The 19,922-nt window shown below is 69.5% G+C and carries 21 protein-coding genes; 2 read left to right on the top strand and 19 right to left on the bottom strand.

The window, feature by feature from the left end:
• Positions 1 to 101: 101 nt before the first annotated feature.
• Both BJ991_RS08430 and BJ991_RS08425 read left to right on the top strand, forming a co-directional pair.
• The gene (locus BJ991_RS08430; protein ID WP_179489145.1) at positions 102 to 1,271 is read left to right on the top strand and encodes an acyl-CoA dehydrogenase family protein; all 1,170 of its coding nucleotides are present in this window, start codon (positions 102 to 104) and stop codon (positions 1,269 to 1,271) included.
• Positions 1,272 to 1,287: 16 nt separating this feature from the next.
• A complete protein-coding gene (locus BJ991_RS08425) occupies positions 1,288 to 2,424 on the top strand; it encodes an acyl-CoA dehydrogenase family protein (protein ID WP_179489144.1) in 1,137 nt (378 codons plus the stop codon).
• 132 nt (positions 2,425 to 2,556) lie between these two features.
• On the opposite strand, the gene BJ991_RS08420 is transcribed toward BJ991_RS08425, so the two are convergent.
• The 19 genes from BJ991_RS08420 to BJ991_RS08330 form a co-directional block, all read right to left on the bottom strand.
• Complete coding sequence (locus tag BJ991_RS08420) at positions 2,557 to 3,702, bottom strand: acetyl-CoA acetyltransferase (RefSeq protein ID WP_179489143.1); 1,146 nt, start codon at positions 3,700 to 3,702, stop codon at positions 2,557 to 2,559.
• A gap of 29 nt (positions 3,703 to 3,731) precedes the next feature.
• Complete coding sequence (locus BJ991_RS08415; protein ID WP_179489142.1) at positions 3,732 to 4,532, bottom strand: enoyl-CoA hydratase/isomerase family protein; 801 nt, start codon at positions 4,530 to 4,532, stop codon at positions 3,732 to 3,734.
• A 19-nt stretch (positions 4,533 to 4,551) separates the two neighbouring features.
• A complete protein-coding gene (locus BJ991_RS08410; protein WP_218852909.1) occupies positions 4,552 to 6,186 on the bottom strand; it encodes a bifunctional 3-(3-hydroxy-phenyl)propionate/3-hydroxycinnamic acid hydroxylase in 1,635 nt (544 codons plus the stop codon).
• A gap of 11 nt (positions 6,187 to 6,197) precedes the next feature.
• Positions 6,198 to 7,031, bottom strand: a complete 834-nt coding sequence (locus tag BJ991_RS08405) for an HpcH/HpaI aldolase family protein (protein WP_179489140.1) — start codon at positions 7,029 to 7,031, stop codon at positions 6,198 to 6,200.
• Positions 7,016 to 7,819 (bottom strand): fumarylacetoacetate hydrolase family protein, encoded by an 804-nt coding sequence (locus BJ991_RS08400; RefSeq protein WP_179489138.1) that lies wholly within the window; start codon positions 7,817 to 7,819, stop codon positions 7,016 to 7,018. Before BJ991_RS08400 ends, BJ991_RS08405 begins: the two co-directional genes overlap by 16 nt.
• Complete coding sequence (locus BJ991_RS08395; protein ID WP_179489136.1) at positions 7,816 to 8,682, bottom strand: alpha/beta fold hydrolase; 867 nt, start codon at positions 8,680 to 8,682, stop codon at positions 7,816 to 7,818. The genes BJ991_RS08400 and BJ991_RS08395 overlap by 4 nt, the downstream gene beginning before the upstream one ends.
• A gap of 20 nt (positions 8,683 to 8,702) precedes the next feature.
• Positions 8,703 to 9,569 (bottom strand): 3-carboxyethylcatechol 2,3-dioxygenase, encoded by an 867-nt coding sequence (locus tag BJ991_RS08390; protein WP_218852908.1) that lies wholly within the window; start codon positions 9,567 to 9,569, stop codon positions 8,703 to 8,705.
• Positions 9,570 to 9,603: 34 nt separating this feature from the next.
• Positions 9,604 to 11,067, bottom strand: a complete 1,464-nt coding sequence (locus tag BJ991_RS08385; protein ID WP_218852907.1) for an aldehyde dehydrogenase family protein — start codon at positions 11,065 to 11,067, stop codon at positions 9,604 to 9,606.
• Positions 11,068 to 11,094: 27 nt separating this feature from the next.
• Positions 11,095 to 12,243 carry an acyl-CoA dehydrogenase family protein gene (locus tag BJ991_RS08380; RefSeq protein ID WP_179489134.1) on the bottom strand — a complete coding sequence of 383 codons (1,149 nt, stop codon included), beginning with the start codon at positions 12,241 to 12,243 and terminating at the stop codon, positions 11,095 to 11,097.
• Positions 12,244 to 12,373: 130 nt separating this feature from the next.
• Positions 12,374 to 13,048, bottom strand: a complete 675-nt coding sequence (locus tag BJ991_RS08375; protein WP_179489132.1) for a GntR family transcriptional regulator — start codon at positions 13,046 to 13,048, stop codon at positions 12,374 to 12,376.
• A 39-nt stretch (positions 13,049 to 13,087) separates the two neighbouring features.
• Complete coding sequence (locus tag BJ991_RS08370) at positions 13,088 to 14,287, bottom strand: CaiB/BaiF CoA transferase family protein (protein ID WP_179489130.1); 1,200 nt, start codon at positions 14,285 to 14,287, stop codon at positions 13,088 to 13,090.
• Positions 14,284 to 15,135: an HpcH/HpaI aldolase/citrate lyase family protein gene (locus BJ991_RS08365; protein ID WP_218852906.1), complete on the bottom strand. Its 852-nt coding sequence runs from the start codon at positions 15,133 to 15,135 to the stop codon at positions 14,284 to 14,286. Before BJ991_RS08365 ends, BJ991_RS08370 begins: the two co-directional genes overlap by 4 nt.
• Positions 15,128 to 15,703, bottom strand: coding sequence for a MaoC family dehydratase (locus tag BJ991_RS08360; RefSeq protein ID WP_179489128.1), 576 nt, complete (start codon positions 15,701 to 15,703; stop codon positions 15,128 to 15,130). Before BJ991_RS08360 ends, BJ991_RS08365 begins: the two co-directional genes overlap by 8 nt.
• Positions 15,700 to 16,146, bottom strand: coding sequence for a MaoC family dehydratase (locus tag BJ991_RS08355; RefSeq protein WP_179489126.1), 447 nt, complete (start codon positions 16,144 to 16,146; stop codon positions 15,700 to 15,702). The genes BJ991_RS08360 and BJ991_RS08355 overlap by 4 nt, the downstream gene beginning before the upstream one ends.
• Entirely contained in the window at positions 16,143 to 16,577 is a 435-nt protein-coding gene (locus BJ991_RS08350) for an FAS1-like dehydratase domain-containing protein (RefSeq protein WP_218852905.1), read from the bottom strand. Before BJ991_RS08350 ends, BJ991_RS08355 begins: the two co-directional genes overlap by 4 nt.
• Positions 16,570 to 17,007, bottom strand: coding sequence for a Zn-ribbon domain-containing OB-fold protein (locus BJ991_RS08345; RefSeq protein WP_218852904.1), 438 nt, complete (start codon positions 17,005 to 17,007; stop codon positions 16,570 to 16,572). The genes BJ991_RS08350 and BJ991_RS08345 overlap by 8 nt, the downstream gene beginning before the upstream one ends.
• Positions 17,008 to 17,079: 72 nt before the next feature.
• Entirely contained in the window at positions 17,080 to 18,153 is a 1,074-nt protein-coding gene (locus BJ991_RS08340; RefSeq protein WP_179489122.1) for an ABC transporter substrate-binding protein, read from the bottom strand.
• 75 nt (positions 18,154 to 18,228) lie between these two features.
• Positions 18,229 to 19,089, bottom strand: coding sequence for an ABC transporter permease subunit (locus BJ991_RS18400; protein ID WP_179489120.1), 861 nt, complete (start codon positions 19,087 to 19,089; stop codon positions 18,229 to 18,231).
• A complete protein-coding gene (locus BJ991_RS08330; RefSeq protein WP_218852903.1) occupies positions 19,086 to 19,922 on the bottom strand; it encodes an ABC transporter ATP-binding protein in 837 nt (278 codons plus the stop codon). The genes BJ991_RS18400 and BJ991_RS08330 overlap by 4 nt, the downstream gene beginning before the upstream one ends.

The following is a 19,922-nucleotide window of genomic DNA, read 5'->3' as shown; positions in this document are numbered from 1 at the left end:
CCGTTGAGGGACGAGCCCGGGCGCAGTGGACAGGCTCGGAAACATAATATATTGTATCGAATCAAGACCACAGTACCGCAGGGCAGCGAACGGAACAAACGATGGAGTTCGAACTCACGGCCGATGAGCGCCGATGGCGGGAGGAGGTTCGGGCCTTCCTGGCCGAGCATCTGACCGCCGAGGTCGTCGCGGAGAAGACCGAGAAGCACCCTCAGGGGCGCTCCCCCGCGGTCGCGGAGTTCTGGTCGCGCGTCAAGGAGCGCGGATGGCATCGGCTCACCTGGCCGAAGGCGTACGGCGGCAGCGAGCTCGATCCCGTGCGGAGGATGATCCTCCTCGACGAGTTCGAGTACTGGCGCGCGCCGAGCTGGGATATGACGATCACCTCGCTGGCACCCGTCATCATCGCCCACGGGACCGACGACAACCGCGAGGACTGGCTTCCCGGCATCGGCGAGGGCAGCGTCCGGTTCGCCCTCGGGTACTCCGAGCCGAACTCGGGAACCGACCTCGCGTCGCTGCGGACCTCCGCTGTGCTCGACGGCGACGAGTGGGTGATCAACGGCGAGAAGATCTGGAACAGCGGCGCCCACTACCAGACGCATGAGTGGCTGGCGGTGCGCACGGGAGAGGGCGGGCCGCGCGGCATCTCCATCATCATCGTCCCGATCGATGCCCCCGGAGTCAGCGTCGCCCCCATCTGGACATGGGGCGACCACCGCACGAACAGCACGCACTTCGACAATGTGCGCGTTCCGCGCCGGAACCTGATGGGCGAGGTCAACAAGGGCTGGACCTACATCACCGCGGCGCTCGAGAACGAACGCGGCGGCCTCGGGTCGGCCGGAGGCGTGCGACGGCTCCTCGACGACCTCGTCGCCGAACTCCGGCGCACGCGTGTCGACGGCGTCCTGCTCTCGGAGGACCCCGTCGTGCGGACGACCGTCGCCGAGTTCGCGGCCGAGCTGTCCGCCCTCGAGATCATGAACTTCGACGCGGCGCTGAATGGATCGAACGGCAGCTTCGAGGCGGTGAGCGCGACGATGTCGAAGGTGGTCAGCACCGAGCTCCGCTCGCGGATCGCTCGTTTCGGCCTGGATGTGCTCGGACTGCGCGGTCAGGAGTCGGGATCGACGGCGCCGGTGGACGGATGGATCGAGTACGAGTACCGCGGCGCCCCACTCTGGCAGTTCGTCGGCGGCGCGAACGAGGTGATGCGGGATCTCATCGCGCAGCGGGGTGCGGGGCTTCCCCGCCCACCGCGCCGGTGATCGGGGAGGAGAGCACATGGACCTTTCATATTCGTCGGACGAGCGGGATCTGATCGACCTCGCACGGCAGGTGTTCGCCACCTTCGACCAGGACATCCTCGCCGAGTCGCCACCGCGGGAGGTCGTCCCGCGCGCCGACCGGTTCATGGGCGAGGTCGCGGGCACCGGCTTGCTGGGCATCGGGCTCGACGAGGAGGTCGGCGGGAGCGGCGGCACGCTCGTCGACCTCGGCATCGTCTTCCGTGAGGCCGGCCGCGCCGTCGTGCCCACCGCGATCCGCTCGACCATCGGCGCGGCGCTCCACATCGACCAGCTGGGCACGACCCCGCAGCGCGAGGAGTGGCTCGGACGGCTGACCACAGGTGAGGTGACCGCCGCCCTGGCCATCGCCGAGCCGGGCGTGGACCGCCGCATCGACCTGATCACCACCACGGCATCGGCGAGCGCGGACGGCTGGGTCCTCGGCGGAACGAAGACCCTCGTCGAGAACATCTCCACGGCCGGCGTCTTCGTCGTCGCCGCCCTCGTCGCGGGCGAGGGCGCGCCGACCGTGAAGTACTTCGTCGTCCCCGCCGAGGCACCCGGGCTGAGCATCGAGACGACCACCGTCATCGGCGAAGAGGACCACGGGCGGCTGACGCTCGCCGACGTCCCGGTCCCCGCGAGCGGACTGCTCGGCGAGGACCCGCGACGCGACAGTCGCGCCGCAGCCGCGCGCGCCATGCTCGTCTTCGACGCGCTGCGGGCGCAGGAGATGGTGGGCATCGCCGAGCAGATCGTCGAGCGCACCGCGGAATACGTGACGACGCGCCACCAGTTCGGCCGGCCGATCGGAACCTTCCAGGCGGTCCAGCACCGGGTCGCAGACATGCTGATCGCCACGCGCGCCGCCGGACACCTCGCGAACCGGGCGGTCTGGACGCTGAGCGAGGGCCTCGACGCGGAGCGGGATGTCGCCGCATCCGTCGTGCTCGCCGCCAAGGCCGCCGAGATCGCGACCCTGTCTGCGCACCAGGTCCACGCCGGGATGGGCTACGCGAAGGAGTCCAAGCTCTATCTGTGGTCCCAGCGGGCGAAGTCCCTCGTGCTGCAGACGAGTGGCCGTCGGCACCAGCTGCAGCGGGTCGCCGAGTCGCTCTTCGACGCCGCGTAAGGCCCCCAGTCCGACCGCGCCGTCGAGGTCGGCCATCTCCGATGGCCGACATCACGAGGGGCTCCACCGCACCCGTGCGGTGGAGCCCCTCTCTGCTGTGCTGGAACAGGTTTGTCAGCGGGTCCGGCGTCGTCAGCCGCGACCGAGGATCATCGTCCCCGACGAGGAGAACCACCCGCCCATCCCGCTCACGCACGCGAGCTCGGCATCCTCGACCTGGCGCGGACCGCCCTCGCCGCGGAGCTGGCGGACGGCCTCGACCAGCAGGAAGAGTCCGCGCATGCCGGGATGGCACGCGGCCAGCCCACCGCCGTCGGTGTTGACGGGGAGTCCGCCGCCGGGACCGATGCCGACGTCCGTGATGAAGCGGCCGCCCTCGCCCTTCGCGCAGAAGCCGAGATCCTCGAGCGTCACGACCACCGAGTAGGTGAAGGCGTCGTAGATCTGGCAGACATCGATCTCATCGGGCCGGATGCCGGCTTGCGCGAACGCCCTGGGCCCCGTCACCGCGGCGGGGGTGACGGTGAAGTCGTCCCACTCGCTCATCGTCGAGTGGGAGGTCGCCTCCGACGAGCCGAGCACGAAGACCGGCTTCGTGGGCAGATCGGCGAGTCGATCCTCCGCGACGAGGATCACCGCGGCCCCGCCGTCCGAGCGGAGGCAGCAGTGGAGCGCCGTGAACGGATCCGAGATCATGCGCGCGGCGTGCACGTCCTCGAGCGAGATGAGCTCCTGCCGCTCCGCGGCGGGGTTCAGGTGGGCGAACCGCCGGGCCTCGACGGCCACCGTCGCGAGCTGGTCGACGGTCGTGCCGTACTGGTGCATGTGGCGATTGGCCGCCATGGCGTAGCGGGCCGCGACCGTCGCCCCGAAGGGAGCCTCGAACTGGGCGGGGCCCCGCGCGCCGAAGGACTTGTTCGCCGACCGCAATCCCTTCTTGACGTCGGATCGTGACGACGAGCCGTACGCGAGGAGGACCACATCCGCGCGGCCGGCCGCGATCGCGTCGACCGCGTGCGCCGCCATGACCTCCCACGTGCTGCCGCCGACACCGGTGCCGTCCACCCAGGTCGGGCGCAGGCCCAGATACTCGGCGACCTCGATCGGAGGAAGGATGCCCATCTCCGTCGTCGCGAATCCGTCGATGTCCGCGGGCGTGAGCCCGGTCTCGGCGAGGGCGTTCCTCGAGGCGCGGGCCAGCAGCTCGTATGGGGAGAACTGGGGCACCGCCCCCGACTCCGACAACCCCACGCCGGCAATCGCAACGCGCCTGTTCATCTCGCGTCCCTTCTCATGTCCTGTCGTCGTCACCGGCCGAGGAAGACGGGCGGGCGCCCCTCGACGAAGGCGGCCAGTCCCTCGGCCCGGTCGTGCGTCGTCGCGATGAGCGCCACGGATGCCCGCTCGTCCGTCAGAGCCGCCTGGATCGGCAGATCGAGGGCGCGGCGGTAGAGCTGTTTGGTCATCCCGAGGCTTCGGGTCGGTCCTACCGCGAGCCGCTCGGCGAGCTCCCGCGCGGTCGCGACGACCGCGTCCGCCGGGACGGCGCGGTTGACGATGCCCCACTCCTCGAGCGTGCTCCCCGAGACGCCGTCCGACAGGAGGGAGATCTCCATCAGGCGACGGAACGGGATGAGACGTGTCAGGAAGTACGGGTCGCCCGCGTGAGGAACCATTCCCCGGCGCGTGAAGGTGTGCGTCCAGCGGACGTCCTGGTCGGCGACCACGAGGTCGGCAAGGAGCGCGAGCATCCATCCGATCCCCGCGACCTTCCCGCCGACCGCGCTGATGACGGGCACCTCCGTCTCCCACATCGCCTCGAAGAGCTTCGTGTGGGCGGTGTACCCGTTGCGGTAGTCGAGCGTCGTCCGTTCGGCGATGCCGCTCATGTCGCCGATGTCCGCACCCGCGCAGAAGATCGGACCCGCGGCGGTCAGCAGCACCACGCGGACGTCGGATCGCTCCGCGGCCGAGCGGAAGAACTCCGCGAGGGCCACGGCCGTCTCGGTGGTGATGGCATTGTGCGGCCGCCGGTCGAGCGTCAGCGTCGCGATGCCGTCCTCGATCGACACCGCCACATCGCCCAGCTGCATCTGCGTGGCACTCATCTCCGCCTCCCTGAAGCCGTCATCGCCTCGTCACGAGTCGATCCAGCAACTCTGACAGCACTTCGTTGACCTCGTCAGTCGTGCAGGCCGCCGCGACGTAGCGATCGGGGCGGATCACGTACACCTGGTCGCGCGGGCGCGCGAGCGCGAGATCGCGGATGCCGCCGTCGAAGTCGTACACGTCCTCGATGCCGTCGTTGTCGGAGCCGCGCTTCGTGGGGTCGAACTGCCCGGCGCGCCGGTAGACGGGCATGACGTGCGTCTGGACGACGACTCCGCCGTGCGCCCGGAGCGAGGCGAGCAGGTCGGGACCGATCGCCTCGGCGACACCCGGCACGACGCCCAGCACGACGATGCGGTGCCCGAGGACGTCGTCGAGGCGATCACGCGTACCGTCCGGGCGCTGCACCCTCGGCTGTGGGAAGGCCCGGCCGACCAACGACCGCTTGTCCTTGATCTCCGCGGCCGACGCCGACACGAATCCCTCACGGTAGCGGGGGACGGGCTTGTACTTCATCTGGACGATGTACTCATGACCGCCCGGGATCCGCTGCGCCCCACGGAACAGCGCGTTGCGGATCACCTCGGTGAAGCGGCTGCGCGGGTGATAGAGCCGGCCGACCCCGGTGGCGAACTGCACCATGTCCTTCGCGGTCTCGCGGCGCTCGGCGTCATAGGTGTCCAGCAGCACGGGGTCCGCCAGGCCGCGGCACACGAACGCCAGCTTCCACGCCAGGTTGGTGACGTCGCGCATACCGGAGTTCATGCCCTGGCCGAAGAACGGCGGCTGCAGGTGTGCCGCGTCGCCGACGAGGAAGACCCGCCCCACCTGGAAGGTGCTCGCGGTGCGCGAGTGGTGCCAGTAGACACGCCGCCGCTGCGCCGGCGGGACCGGTGCGCCCTTGTAGAACGGCTCGAGCAGCTTCTCCACCGACGCGGGCTCGGCCATGGTCTCGGGGTCCTCGCCGTCGAGGATCTTGAACTCGAAGCGGCGGTAGCCGAACGGAAGCGGTATGGTCATCGCCGGGCGCCGCGGGGACGTGAAGACTGCGGAGTACGGGGCGTCCCACGTGTCGGGGGCGATGTCGACGACCAGCCACTTCATCGGCGCGGTGTCGCCCTCCATCTCGACCCCGATCACCTGGCGGACGAAGCTCTTTCCGCCGTCGGCGCCGATCGCGTACGGCGCGCGGATGAGCATCCGCTCGCCGTTGTGCTCGGCGATCACCGAGACTCCGTCCTCGTCCTGCGACAGCGAGACGGCCTCGCACGATGTGATCAGCTCCGCCTCGCTGCGCGTCGCGAGGTGCTTCCGGAGGGTCTCTTCGAGGTTCGGCTGGAAGAACAGGTTGCGCCGCGGCCAGCCGTAGGGCTGCGCGCTAGGTGCGACGTGGGCGAGCAGTCGCCCGCGGGAGTCGTAGTACCGGATCGGCGCGTTGCGGACAGCGTTCTCGAGCACGGCCTCGGCCATGCCGAACGACTGGAGGGTTCGCAGCGCCTCATCGTCGATGCCGACCGCGCGGGGCTCCTGGATGATGTCCGGCTCGCGGTCCAGCACGATCGTGCTGACCCCGGACTCGGCGAGCAGCGCCGCGGCGGTCACACCGGCGGGGCCGGCGCCCACGATGACGACATCGCACTCTCTCGTAATCATTGCTCCCTCTCTCATTTGGACGGGACGGCTTCGGATGCCGCCGCCGCACGGTGCCTCGAGATCGCTCCCGCGCCCTCTGTCATCAAGATCGTCACGTCGGCGCCCACCGCGAGGAGCTGCGCGCCCGCCGCGCGATAGCGTTCGGCGTCCTCGAACGCGAACGCGTTCACGCCCGCCACTGCGCCGGCCGCTCGCACCGCCCGGATCGCGCCGTCGATCGCGGCCTGGACGACCGGATGCCGCGCCTGCCCCGGGTAGCCGAGCGACGCCGCCAGATCCGCCGGGCCGATGAAGACCGCGTCGACGCCGGGCACCGTCGCGATGTCTCCCGCCACCGCGAGACCGGCCGCCGACTCGACCTGCACGATCAGCGAGAACGTCCGCTCCGCATTCGGCAGGTAGTCGGCGATGTGCGCCCAGCGGGCGGCCCGCGCGAATCCGCCGCCCACGCCCCGCCTGCCCACGGGCGCGTACCGGGTCGCCGCGACGACCTCCTCCGCCTCCGAGACGGACTCGACCATGGGGGCCATCAATCCGCCGGCTCCGGCGTCGAGCATCCGACCCAGTTCCGCGGGCTCCTTCGACGACGGGCGCACGACGCACAGTGCCGGCGAGAGCGAGAGAGCGCGAAGCTGCTCGATGACTGCCGGGCCGTGGTTGGCCGAGTGCTCGCAGTCGATGATGATCCAGTCGGCCCCGGACCCCCCGAGGATCTCCGCAGCGGTCGCCGAGCCGGACGCGACCCACAGACCGAACACCGGCTCCCCCGCGGCGAGGCGCGCGCGCCACTGCTCGGCGGTCGTGTTGACCTGCCTCTCGGCGAACTCGCTCAGCAGAACCGGCATGAGACCGTCCCGAGCTCCGCGAAGTCCGCGTGCACATCGTCACCCGCGCGCACGGGGATCGACTGCGAGAACGCGCCAGAGAGGACGATCTCCCCCGCCTCGATCGACTGGCCGTACTCGCTCAGCTTGTTCGCGAGCCACGCGACCGCACGGGTCGGGTCGCCGAGCACCGCGCTGGCGACGCCGGTCTCCTCGATGACGCCGTTGACCCGCAGCACCGCGCTGACCCTGCGCGCCGTGAAGTCCTCCGGTGCCAGCCGACCGCTTCCGAGCACCATCCCCGCGTCGGCGGCGTTGTCCGAGACCGTGTCGATGATCGTGCGGAGGTGCCCGGTCGCGGCATCCTTCATGTCGATGCGGCTGTCCAGGATCTCGATGGCCGGCACGATGCTCTCCGTCGCGCGCAGCACGTCCTCCTCGGTCACGCCGGGACCCGACAGCCGGCCGCGCAGCACGTACGCGAGCTCGACCTCGACACGGGGGTACGAGAAGACGGATGCCGGCACGTCGCCCCCGTCCTCGAAGACCATGTCGTCGGTGATCACGCCGTAGTCGGGCTCGTCGATGCTCATCGCGCGCTGCATCGGCATCGACGTGAGCCCGACCTTCCGGCCGACGAGCGAGTGACCGGCCTCGCGCATCTTCCGCAGCCAGGACGCCTGGATGGCGTAGGCGTCGGCGACCGTCATGTCGGGGTACCGCAGCGAGAGCTGCGGGACGGTGCGCACGTCCCTGCGCGCGTGGATCAGTTCCTGTGCGATCTCGTCCGCACGTCGCGCGTCGATCACCGATCGCCGCCGAGGAACTCGACGAGGGCCGGGTTGAACAGCTCGGGGTCCTCGAAGTGCGGCCAGTGCCGGACCCCCGGCATCCCGAAGACCGTCGAGTCCGGGATGAGCGCGGCGACCTGGTGAGCCGTGCTCTGATACTCGCCGTGGTCCTTTCCGGATGCCACGACCATCGTGGGCGCCTGGATCTGACGCCATTGGTCCGGAGCCAGCAGGTTGCGCTGACGGGTCTCCGCGTCCTGGAGGGCGAGGAGGTGGTCGATGGTCGCGTAGGTGTCTGCGCGGCGGTAGATCGCCTGGCGCAGGCCGATCAGGTCGGGAAGGCGACGGGACTCGTCGGCGATGAGGTTGTCGAACATCGCCTTGATCGAGTCCCAGTCGGGATTCTCGACCGCGCGTGTGCGCTCGGCGCGGATGCGCGCCATGTTCTCCTGGGTCGCGATGAGACCGGCCGGCGACATGAGAACGAGCTTGTCGACCAGCTCGGGATGGAACACGGCGATCGACGACGCCACCCAGGCGCCGAGCGACATCCCGACGAAGTGGGCGTGCGAGACGCCGTGGGCCGCCATGACCCCACGCACGTGCTCCATGTACACGGGGATCTCATAGGGGGTGTCGGGCTTGTCCGTGAAGCCGTTGCCCACCATGTCGAACGCGATGCAGAAGTAGCGATCGCTCAGCGCGCCGAGCGTGGGCGCGAACGTCTCCCAGTGCCCTCCGGTGCCGTGCAGCAGCACGACCGGCTGAGCGGCGGGGTCACCGGCCGTGACGATGCGCGTGCGCACACCGTCGATGTCACGCCACGACTGGGTGAACTCCTGCTCGGCGAGCATCATCCAGATGCTGGTGTAGTCGGTCATCTCAATCCTCTTCGTCGTGCTCAGTGGGCGATGGGCGCGCCGGCACCGACGCCCATGCCGGTGACCCACTCGGGGACCGGCTCGTACGCGAGGGCCTCCACCGGCCGTCCGCCGCCGGCCGCGCCGGCCGCGAGCCACGTGCGCACCTCGTTCGCGCCGACGCCCGCGTCCTCGGTCGCCCGGTCCGCGAGCTGGATGAGGGCTGCTTCGTCCCACTCCTGCATGGCGGCCATGAACGCGCGATCCCACTCGGGCTTGATCGCCTTGGCGGCTTCCTCGTATCCCGCGAGGATCTGGGCGCGCCGCTCCTCCTCGGTCTTGTCGTGCCGCTCGTCGAGGAGGCTCGGCGGCGAGTGCGAAAGACCACCCGTGCCGATGAACAGCACCCGCTTGTCGATCGTCGTGAAGAACTCGCCCACCTTGCGCCCGAACTCCAGCGCCCGGGCGGCGCTCGGCAGCGGCGGGCTCGCGCAGTTGATCGGCGCGGGGACCACCTCGACCGCATCCGGATTCGCCACGTAGTGGTGCAGCGGCTGGCCGAACGCGTGGTCGAGGTCGACATCACGGCAGACCGAGATGTCGAAGTCCGCCGCGACGAGCGCGAACGCCAGCTCTCGCGCGACCGCGGTCGGCACGTTGAGCGTGCTCGCCGGATGACCGCCCTCCGGCAGGAGCCCCGCCGTGTACGCCACCGCGAACGACGGCGCCACCTTGGCGAAGGCGCGCCGGTGGTCGCCGCCGAAGACCACCACGATCTCGGGGTCGAACTCCACCACGCGCCGGCGCGCTTCGGCGACGCCGGCGCGGAAGGTCTGGCCGATCTTCCCTTCGACGTCACGATCCATGCCCGGCGCATGGCTCGCGACGATCGTCATCCTGCTGCCCATTTCCCTGTCCTTTCCGTTCCGTCCGCTCGTCGGATCAGCGAGTCGTGCGGAGGGTGACGAGTCGCATCTCGGTCATCTCCTCCATCGCGTAGCGAGGACCCTCCCGGGTGTTCCCGGAGTCCTTCACGCCGCCGTAGGGCTGGTGGTCGACGCGGGTCGTCGGGGAGTCGTTGATGTAGACGCTTCCGAAGTCGAGCGTCCGTGCCGCGTAGAGCGCGTTCCCGATGTCGTCGGTGAACACGCCCGCGTTGAGACCGAAGGGCGACGCGTTGGCCTGCGCGACAGCATCCGCGAAATCATCGAAGGCGACGATCGTCACGACCGGGCCGAAGACCTCCTGGCACTGCACCTTCATTGCGGCCTCGACGTCGCGCAGGATCGTCGGGCGCACGACCGCGCCCTCGCGCGCGCCGCCCACGATCATCGTCGCTCCGCCGGCGACCGCCTCGTCGATCCACGAGCTGATGCGTTCGGCCTCCGGCAGGCTGATCACCGCCGACACGTCGACGGAAGCGTCCAGCGGATGCCCCACGACGAGCGCCTCCACCCGCTCACGGAGCCGCGCGGTGAAGTCGTCGACGTGCGATCGGTGCACGAAGATGCGCTGCGTGGACACACACGACTGACCGGCCTGCGCGTATCCGCCCATCGCCGCTGCATCCGCCGCGGCGGCCCAGTCGGCCCCCTCGTCGATGATGAGCGGGGCGTTCGACCCGAGCTCGAGGCGCACCTTCTTCTTGGCGGCGGCCGCGGCGATGCCCCACCCGACGGTCGGCGACCCCGTGAAGGTGATGTACGCGACATCCGGATGCGTGCTCAGCGCCGTGCCGACCTCATCACCGGAACCGGTGACGACGTTCAGCCAGCCGGCCGGCAGACCGGCGTCCTCGAGCAGCTGCGCCAGCAGAAGCGATGCGACAGGAGTCTGCGACGCCGGCTTCAGCACCGTCGCGCACCCGACGGCGATCGCCGGCGCGATCTTGTGCACGACGAGGTTCAGCGGGAAGTTGAACGGCGCGATCGCGGCGACGACTCCGACCGGCACGCGGAGGGTGAATCCGATCTTCCCTGCCCCCGAGGCGACGGCCTCCATCGGCACGGTCGTGCCCTGATGGGTGCGTGCCTCGGCCGCGGTGAAGACCATCGTGTCGATCGCACGGGCGACCTCCCCCGCCGCCGTCTTGATGGGCTTGGCCGACTCGAGCGCGATCGCACGGGCGAATTCGTCCGCACGTTGGCGTAGGAGCGCGGCTGCGCGGTCGAGGATCGCGATCCGCTCGTGCAGCGGGAGCGCGCCCGCCCGGTGCGCGGCCAGCGCCGCGCCGACGGCGTCGGAGACGTCCTCCGCCGACGCTTTTGCGACGACCGCCACGAGCGTGCCGTCGTACGGCGAGCGCACCTCGGCTGTGCGGCCGGTGACGCTCGCGCGCCACGTGCCGTCGATGTACAGGCCGGATGCGGCGAACTCGGGCTTCGCCGCCTGTTGCGTCATCTCCATTGATGGTCTCCTTCGTGGGGGTCGGGATCAGCTGCTGCGGCCGACCAGCTGGGTCGCGATCACGTTCCGCTGGATCTCGTTCGTGCCCTCGCCCACGATCATGAGCGGGGCGTCACGGAAGTAGCGCTCGACGTCGTACTCCGTGGAGTAGCCGTTGCCGCCGTGGATCCGCAGCGCGGAGAGGGCTACTTCCATCGCCGTCTCCGAGGCGAACAGCTTGGCCATTCCGGCTTCCATGTCGCTGCGCGCGCCCGTGTCGTAGGTCTCGGCCGCGTAGCGGAGCAGCTGGCGTGCTGCTTCGGTCTTGGTCGCCATGTCGGCCAGGTGATGGCCGACCGCCTGGTGCTTCCAGATCGGCTCTCCGAACGACTCGCGCTCCTGCGCGTAGCCGAGGGCTGACTCGAGGGCCGCCTGCGCGACGCCGACCGCGCGCGCGGCGACGTTGAGCCGCCCGGTCTCGAGGCCGCGCATCATCTGGCGGAACCCTTCGCCGGGCGTCCCGCCCAGGATCGCAGAGGCGTCGATGCGGTAGTCCTGGAAGGAGAGCTCGCACGCCTCGACGCCCTTGTAGCCGAGCTTCGGCAGATCCTCCGAGACGGTGAGGCCTGGACCGTGTTCGACGAGCACGATCGAGATTCCGCGGTACGCGGGCGATGCATCCGGATCCGTCTTGCAGAGGAGTGCGATCAGACCGGACCGGCGGGCGTTCGAGATCCACATCTTCGCGCCGTTGATGACGAGCTCGTCGCCGTCGCGCCGCGCGACCGTCCGCATCGCCTGCAGATCGGACCCGCCGCCCGGCTCGGTGAGCGCCATCGTGGCCCGGATCTCACCAGTGGCCATGCGCGGCAGGTACCGCTCCTTCTGCGCATCCGTGCCGTACTGCGCGAGCAGCTTCGCGACGACGGTGTGACCCCCCATCGCCCCGGCCAGCGTCATCCACCCTCGCGCGAGCTCCTCGGTGATCGCGACGTACCCGGGAGCGGAGACTTCCATGCCGCCGAACTCCTCCGGCACGGCGAGGCCGAAGATGCCGAGTTCCTTCATCTGGTCGATCCACGACTCCGGGTATTCGTTCGCCCGCTCGACCCGGCGCACGTTCGGTCGCACCGCGCGGTCGACGAACTCGCGGACCACTTTGACGAAGTACTGCTCGTCCTCCGACAGGTGCATCATTGCGGCCTACCTCTTCCCGGTTCTCACACCAGCGTGCATAATACGGAACATTCTAGACAAAATATATTATGTAGGGCAAGGGAGCACCTCAATGGATGGGACTGGGGCCTGCAGCGCTACACGGGGACGATCAGACGTCCGAATCGCGCTGCCGCGCCTCCACCCGCGAGGCCAGAAGGCGGCCGGCGGCCAGCGTGTGCTCGTGCATCCTCGCGCGGGCGAGCTCCGGGTCACCGGCGCGGATGGCGTCGAGGATTTCGGTGTGGTCCCCCACCGTCGCCTCCGACCAGCCCTCGATCGAGGCATAGAACCGGCGAGGGGCGTACCGGGACACGATCTGCATCACCCAGGCGAGCTTGGGAGACCCGGATGCCAGGTTGATCTGGCGGTGGAACCGGTGGTTCATCCGCTCGACCTGCTCCAGATCACCGACCTCCGCCGCCCTGATGAGGTCGGCGTGGATCTCCTCGAGTCGACCGATCACGGCGGCATCGCCTCGCTTGGCCGCTCGCGCCGCGAGTTCGCTCGCGACCCACGCCTGCACGAGGTAGATGTCGCGGATGTCGTCGCCAGTGAGCCGGGCGACGGTGAAGCCCCGCCGCGGAGCCAGGTCGAGGAAGCCCTCCGCCCGCAGCGATTGGAGCGCCTCGCGCGCGGGGGTGGAGGAGATTCCGAGCTCGGCCGCGATGACCTCGGGGCGCACCGGGGTGCCCGGGGCGAGCGTCCCCGACGTGATCTGATCGCGGACGTAGGACGCCGCTTCCTCGCTCAGCTGCGGGCGAGGCCGCGTCTCCGCATACACCATGCTCGATTCTCCGAATCCCTGACTCATCGCCAGTTACGCCTATATTCTATTTTCGCGATTCTGGCGCGTCTCGTCACCCTCATGTGGATAACTCGCCGGAAACCCGTTCAATCCGAATTCCTGCAGGACGCGCTCGGTCGACGCGCCCAGCGCCGGAACGGCGCCCATCGCGTGCTCCCACTCCGCCGTCACGGGCGGAAGCATCGTGCGCACCTGTCCCACCGGCGAGTCGACCAGCCGCCACCGGTCGCGGGCGTCCAGCTGAGGGTGGGCTGCGAAGCCTCCCATGTCGCGAAGCTCGGCGTTGGCGATCTTCGCGCACTCGAGCCGCCGCAGCAGCTCCTCGCGGGTCATCCGGGCGCAGACTTCCCCGATGATGGCGTCCAAGGCCGCCCGCGCCGCGACGCGCGCGCTGCTCGTCGCGAATCGGGGATCGACGGCGACCGCGGGGTCCTCGAGGACCTCGGCGCAGAAGCGCTGCCACTCGCGGTCGTTCTGGACGGCGAAGTAGACCGTGCCGTCTGAGCAGTCGTACGGGCCGTATGGGGCGATGGTGGCGTGGGCGGCGCCGGTACGCGCCGGCGGCCGCCCGCCGTACAGCGTGTACAGGTACGGGGCGCCCATCCACTCGCCGAGCGCCTCGAGCATCGAGACGTCCACGCGCTGTCCTTCTCCGGTCCGAGCGCGCTGCATGAGGGCGGAGAGCGTGCCCGAGTAGGCGTACATGCCGGCGGCGATGTCGGCGATCGAGATGCCGACCTTCGCCGGGGCATCCGGCGAGCCCGTCACGGACAGCAGGCCGGTCTCGCACTGGATCAGCAGGTCGTACGCCTTCCGGGACGAGTAGGGGCCTCCGGCGCCGTACCCCGAGATCGAGGTGTACACGAGCCGGGGGTTGAGCTCTTTCGCGTCCTCATAGCCGAGGGAGAGACGCTCCGCGGCCCCGGGGCCGAGGTTCTGCACGAAGACGTCCGCGCGGGCGAGAAGCCCACGCATCGCCTCGATGCCCTCGGGGGTCTTGAGGTCGAGCACGACCGACTCCTTCGACCGGTTCAGCCAGACGAAGTAGCTCGACATACCGTTCACGGCGTCGTCGTAATCCCGCGCGAAGTCGCCCTCGGGGCGCTCGACCTTGATCACACGCGCTCCGAGATCAGCGAGCTGGCGCGTCGCGAACGGCGCCGCGACAGCCTGCTCGAGCGCGACGACGGTGATCCCCTCGAGCGGTCCCGCGGTCATGAGACCCGTCCTCGTCGGGGAACGGATGCCGCGCCCCCACGCGCTCGCGCGAGGACGCGGCGAGCCCGCTCGACCACGGGCAGATCCACCATGACCCCGTCGATGAGATGGGCCCCGCCGGAATCGGCGACCCCCATCACGCGGCGAGCGAAGGCGATCTCCTCGGCGGACGGCTCGAACGCGCGGGCTACCACCGGTACCTGCGCGGGATGGATGCAGAGCTTGCCCGCCATTCCGGCCGCACGCGCGGCGATGGCGCGCTCCTGCACGACCCCGAGTTCGCGGACCTCGGTCTCCGGCCCGTCGAGCGGCCCCGCGATGCCCGCCGCGCGTGACGCGATGACGAGACGCGATCGAACCGGTCCGAGGACGGTCTCCGACACCTCGGCATCCAGATCCAGTGCCAGGTCGAGCGGACCGAGAGCGAGCTGGACCACGGCGGAGCTCTGTGCGATCGACACCGCGGACTCGACCCCGAGAGCCGACTCGATGAGGGCGATGACGGGAACGTCCAGGCGCGCAGCGACATGCTCCGCGTCATCCGCGTTCTCGCACTTCGCCAGCATGACGCCGATCGGGCGCGCGCGAGCACCGACGAGCACTTCGAGGTCCCGAGCGCCCGCGGACGTGCCCAGCGGGCTCACGCGGACGACGCAGCGCAGACCGCTCTCGAGAGCCGCGACGAGCGCCCGCCGCCCGTGCTCCTTGTTCTCCACGGCGACGGCGTCCTCGAGGTCCACGATGACGACGTCGGCGCCGCTGCCGACGGCGCGATCGAACCGCTCCGGACGGTCCGCCGGCACGAAGAGCCACGACCGGGCGCCGGACAGCGCAGACATGTCACCCATGGGTCTCCCCCGGCACGGCCGGCAGGCTCGACTCGTCGGGGCGGACGGGTCCGCCCGCGGGAACATGTCCGCGCCGATAGACCATGAACGTGCGACGGAAGCTGATCACCACGACACCGTCCTGGTTGTACCCCTCCGAGGCGACGGTCACGATTCCCGCGTCGGGGTGCGACGCGGAGGCACGCGTCTCCAGGACCTTGGATCGCGCGTACAGGGTGTCGCCCTCGAACACCGGGGCGGGGAGCCGGACCTCGTCCCAGCCGAGGTTCGCCTTGACGTTGAACGACAGGTCGATCACCGTCTGCCCGGTGACGAGCGCCAGGACGTAGGTCGAGTTGACGAGGGGTCGGCCGAACGCGGTCCGTGCGGCCGCCTCTCTGTCGAAGTGCAGCTTCGCGGTGTTCTGCGTCAGGAGCGTGAACCACTGGTTGTCCGTCTCGGTGACGGTTTTGCCCAGCGGGTGGTAGATCACATCGCCCGGCAGGAAGTCCTCGAAGCACCGGCCGCGCCACCCGTCGTCCGGCCCGATCCGCGAGGCCGGGCCTGTCGAGCGCGCGTGCTCGCTCATCGGTCCGACTCGAACACGGCGGCGTCGCGAAGGAGTCCCGTCGCCTCACCGGTGAGGACGACGCGGTCGTCCTGGGCGGTCATCGACAGCGCGATCTTCACGAGCGGCGCGTCAGCGTCCTCACCGGACTCGATGCCGACGATCTTCCCGCTGCAGCGGAGGACGTCGCCGAGCCAGACCTGGTCGTGGAACTTCACGAGGAATCCGCGCATGTTGGCGGGTCCGAGCAGATCCGAGACGTAGCTCGCCATCAGCGCAGCGTGGTGCATGCCCTGCGAGAAGACGCCGCGATAGCCGGCCGACGTCGCGAAAGTGTGGTCGTAGTGGATCGGGTTGAGGTCGCCCGACACTCCGGAGTACCGCACGAGCATCTGCGCGGTGATGGGGCCGAAGGTCCGCGTCGCGAGTTCGGTGCCCACGGGTGAGGTCTCTGCGATCGTCATGATGCCGCCCTTTCGATGACCGTCATGCGCATGGACGCGACGAGGTCGCGGGAGTGGGCGTCGCGGAACTCCGTCTCCACGACGGCGAACCTCATGAGGCCGCCGCGTCGCCCTTCCTTCTCGAACCGGTCGACGATGCGCTCCTGGGCGGTCAGCCGGGCGCCGGCCCGAGGCGGCTCCCCGACGTAGCGGAACTCCTGCGAGCCGTGCAGCACGCGCGCCCGATCGAATCCGGTCTGGACCCGGTCCTCGGGGTTCATCCACTGCGCGACCGACATCAGGAACGTCGGGTGGATGATGGCGTCGTCGCCGCGGTGCTCCGGTGACGTCGACTGCGCAGCGGCGGCGAAGCGCTCGACCGCGCCGCGCTCGACGATGAAGTCGATCGGCGCGCCGATCTTCGACGGCGCGGGTTGGTTCGTGTCAGCCATGACGGACATCCCCCTCCGGGATAGGGACGAAGACCGGGGCAGCGATTCCGTCCGCCAGGTCCCGTGGTTCGAAGCGCACGGGCATCCCGATGCGCACTTCCTCGGGAGCGATGCCGACGACGTTCGTCATCAGCCGCTGCCCTTCTTCGAGTTCGACCATCGCGAGCGCGTAGGGAACCCAGTCCTTGAACGGCGAAAGATCGTTCATCCGCACGATCGCGGAGGTGTACACCGTGCCTCGCCCGGACACCTCCACGAGCTGCACCTCGGGGCTCCAGCACGACGGGCACATGCGCCGCGGATACAGGTACGCATGGCCGCACGTCGTGCAGGTCTCGATGAGCAAGCGCCCTTCGGCCACGGCCGACCACCAGGACGACGTGTCCACGTCGACGAGGGGCAGGTCATAGCGGGTCACTCCTGCGGTCACGGGTTCTCCTCCTCCGGCTCGCTGTCGGGCGATGCGGTGTGGGGCCGACGAAAACCCCACACCGCATCGGGTTCAGTTCTGCAGTGCGTCGACGAAGCGCTCGTCGATCATGTCGGAGACCTCGAGGGGCTCCTCGTAGGAGAGGATTCCGCCGATCTCCATCCAGAGGCCCTGCAGACGCGTGTACAGTCCCGGGTCGAACGCCGCCTCGGGGTCGAAGGTGAGCGACGGCGTGGCCTTGATCTCGTCCTCGGTGCGCTTGAGAGCGGCAGCCAGGTCCTTCACCGTCTGCGGGTCGCTCTTGTAGTCGCCCGAGAGGTAGTCCCGCATGGTGCGCGCGACGGCGCGGATGAAGGCCTGGCCGACCTCCGGACGCTCATCGAGGAGGTCGGGGCCGAACAGATACGTGCACTGCGAGCTTCCGCCATTCTTCGGCATCGTGTCCACGGCCACGGCGAGGCCGGACTCCTCGACGATGCGAGCACCCGGCTCGGGCACGTACGCGGCGGCCACGGCGCCCTGGATCAGCGCCTGGGGCACGTCGGCCGGCGGGAAGCGCTCGACCGTGACCTCCTTGACCTCCACGCCCTCCTCCTGGAGGTAGGTGTCCAGACCCAGGATCGACGATCCCGAGGGGCCCGTCGTGTTCGCGACGGCCTGTCCCTTGAGCGCGTCGGCGCCCTTGTCCGCGAACTCCTTGCGGACCCACCAGCGGTCCTCGTTCTCGAGGTAGCACGGCATGACCGCACGCATGTCGATGCCTTCGCTGATGGCGTTGAACACCGCGCCGCTCGGCGGCGTCGCGATCACCTGGATCTGGTTCTGACCCAGCCCGGGCAGAGCGTCGGCACCGGCCAGCTCCGTGAACTGGATGTCGAGGTTCTCCTTCTCGAACTCGCCCTTGTCGAAGGCGAGGAAGAGCGGGCTGAACGACTCGACACGCGCCGCGGTGTTGACCGTGATCGTCGTCCGCTCCGCGAGCGGCTGCGGGTCGAGGCCGCCGACCTGCGCCGCAGGGGTGTCGGAGGTCGGCTCGGATGCGGGAGCGGCGCTCGCGCATCCGCTCAGCACGAGCCCGCCCGCCACGAGGACGGCGCCGAGCTTGATGGCGCCCGCTGCCCAGCGAGCGTCTCGGGACTGCGTCATATCGTCTATCTCCTTCGATAGTTGTCGTTTTTCACTACCGGGGAACGGGTTTCCGACCCGGGTTCTTGCAACGGCTCACAGGCCGCCGATCTTGGCGTCGCCCCGCACCACCCAGGGCGTCACGCGGTGTCCGATCACGGTGATCAGGCCCTGCATCACCACGCCGAGCAGGGCCGCGGTGACGATGCCCGCGTAGGCCTCCTCGAGGCGGAACAGCGACCGCGCGTTGAAGATGAGGTATCCCACGCCGGACCCGCCCACGATGAACTCCGAGGCGATGGTCACCAGCAGCGCGACACCGACCGCGATGCGCAGAGCCACCATCACCGAGGGAAGGCTGGCCGGCAGGATGACGTGACGGAACATCGCCCACCCGCGCACACGGAACGAGCTGGCCGCGTCGATGTACCCCTTCGGGATCGCGACGACCGCCTCCATCGTGTAGATCCAGACGTAGAAGAAGACCGTCACGCTCACGATCGCGATGATCGGAGCATCCGAGAAGCCGAAGATCGTGAGGAAGATCGGCAGGATCGCGAGCTTGGGCACGGTGTAGATGGCGCTGAGCATGGGCTCGAGAGCCTTGCGGATGATGCGCGACATCCCCATCGCGACGCCGCCGACGAAGCCGATCGTGCTGCCGATGAAGAAGCCGAGCAGCACGCGATACGACGTGTCCGCGATGTCGGACGTGAGCCGCCCCTCGAGGACCATCTCCCATCCGCGGATGATGCTCGCCGAGGGGGCCGGGAAGAACTGGGAGTTGATCCAGCCCAGCTGCGCCGACACCTCCCACAGCCCGATGAGAAACGCCGGAACCGCGATTCCCAGCGCGATCTCGAATCGCCGCCGGCGACGGTGGCGAGCCGCACGGCTCTCCAGCGGGACGCGGTTCTTGCGGATGAGGGTGTATGCACCCGTCTGCGTGGCGGTCACTTCGCTGCTCCTGCCTCGGGCGCGCCGATCTGAACCTGATCTCTGAGGTGCTCCCAGAGCGCGAGCCTCATCGCACCGAATTCTGCGGACTCGCGGACTCCGGCGGTGCGGGGGCGACCGAACGGAACCGTCTTCAGATCGAGGAGGTTTCCGGGCCGGGCGGTGAGCACCAGCACCCTGTCGCCCAGCACGAGGGCCTCTTCCAGGCTGTGGGTGACGAACAGGACCGTGCGGCCGGCCGTCTCATGCAGCCGGATGAGCTCCTCCTGGAGGATCTCGCGCAGCTGGGCGTCGAGCGAGGCGAACGGCTCGTCCATGAGGAGGATCTCGGGGTCGACGGCGAGGGCGCGCGCGATCGAGACGCGCTGCTGCATGCCGCCCGAGAGGCTCGAGGGGTAGCGCTTCTCGAAGCCGGCGAGCCCGAGCTTCTTGATCCACATCTCGGCGCGATCCGTCGCCTCGGAGCCGGTGATCCCGTTGACGGTCAGACCGAACTCGACGTTGGACAGCACCGTCTTCCACGGGAAGATCCCGTAGTCCTGGAAGACCGTGGCGATCGGAGCGATCGAGGTTCCGGCGAGATTGATCTTCACCTCGCCGCCGGTCGGCTCGATGAGCCCCGCGATGATCTTGGTCAGCGTCGACTTGCCGCAGCCGGACGGGCCTACGACGGAGAGGAACTCGCCGTCGCCGACGGTCAGGCTCAGCGGGCCGAGCGCGTGCACGGCCGAGGGACCGCTGCCGAACGTGAGACTCAGATCGGTGATCTCGATCTTCGGTCGCGATCCGGCGGCACCGCCCTCAGCGGGAGCCGCGGTGAGCTGTTCGCTCAT

Origin of the sequence: Microbacterium immunditiarum, assembly GCF_013409785.1 — a bacterium.
GTDB lineage: Bacteria > Actinomycetota > Actinomycetes > Actinomycetales > Microbacteriaceae > Microbacterium > Microbacterium immunditiarum.
This window is presented reverse-complemented; position numbering and strand designations above follow the sequence as displayed.

Bases quoted from the DNA above. Each gene is read 5' to 3' on its own strand.
- BJ991_RS08430 (WP_179489145.1), top strand. From the start codon at position 102: ATGGAGTTCGAACTCACGGCCGATGAGCGCCGATGGCGGGAGGAGGTT.
- BJ991_RS08425 (WP_179489144.1), top strand. From the start codon at position 1,288: ATGGACCTTTCATATTCGTCGGACGAGCGGGATCTGATCGACCTCGCA.
- BJ991_RS08420 (WP_179489143.1), bottom strand. From the start codon at position 3,702: ATGAACAGGCGCGTTGCGATTGCCGGCGTGGGGTTGTCGGAGTCGGGG.
- BJ991_RS08415 (WP_179489142.1), bottom strand. From the start codon at position 4,532: ATGAGTGCCACGCAGATGCAGCTGGGCGATGTGGCGGTGTCGATCGAG.
- BJ991_RS08410 (WP_218852909.1), bottom strand. From the start codon at position 6,186: ATGATTACGAGAGAGTGCGATGTCGTCATCGTGGGCGCCGGCCCCGCC.
- BJ991_RS08405 (WP_179489140.1), bottom strand. From the start codon at position 7,031: ATGCCGGTTCTGCTGAGCGAGTTCGCCGAGAGGCAGGTCAACACGACC.
- BJ991_RS08395 (WP_179489136.1), bottom strand. From the start codon at position 8,682: ATGACCGACTACACCAGCATCTGGATGATGCTCGCCGAGCAGGAGTTC.
- BJ991_RS08390 (WP_218852908.1), bottom strand. From the start codon at position 9,569: ATGGGCAGCAGGATGACGATCGTCGCGAGCCATGCGCCGGGCATGGAT.
- BJ991_RS08385 (WP_218852907.1), bottom strand. From the start codon at position 11,067: ATGGAGATGACGCAACAGGCGGCGAAGCCCGAGTTCGCCGCATCCGGC.
- BJ991_RS08380 (WP_179489134.1), bottom strand. From the start codon at position 12,243: ATGATGCACCTGTCGGAGGACGAGCAGTACTTCGTCAAAGTGGTCCGC.
- BJ991_RS08375 (WP_179489132.1), bottom strand. From the start codon at position 13,048: ATGGTGTATGCGGAGACGCGGCCTCGCCCGCAGCTGAGCGAGGAAGCG.
- BJ991_RS08370 (WP_179489130.1), bottom strand. From the start codon at position 14,287: ATGACCGCGGGACCGCTCGAGGGGATCACCGTCGTCGCGCTCGAGCAG.
- BJ991_RS08365 (WP_218852906.1), bottom strand. From the start codon at position 15,135: ATGGGTGACATGTCTGCGCTGTCCGGCGCCCGGTCGTGGCTCTTCGTG.
- BJ991_RS08360 (WP_179489128.1), bottom strand. From the start codon at position 15,703: ATGAGCGAGCACGCGCGCTCGACAGGCCCGGCCTCGCGGATCGGGCCG.
- BJ991_RS08355 (WP_179489126.1), bottom strand. From the start codon at position 16,146: ATGACGATCGCAGAGACCTCACCCGTGGGCACCGAACTCGCGACGCGG.
- BJ991_RS08350 (WP_218852905.1), bottom strand. From the start codon at position 16,577: ATGGCTGACACGAACCAACCCGCGCCGTCGAAGATCGGCGCGCCGATC.
- BJ991_RS08340 (WP_179489122.1), bottom strand. From the start codon at position 18,153: ATGACGCAGTCCCGAGACGCTCGCTGGGCAGCGGGCGCCATCAAGCTC.
- BJ991_RS08330 (WP_218852903.1), bottom strand. From the start codon at position 19,922: ATGAGCGAACAGCTCACCGCGGCTCCCGCTGAGGGCGGTGCCGCCGGA.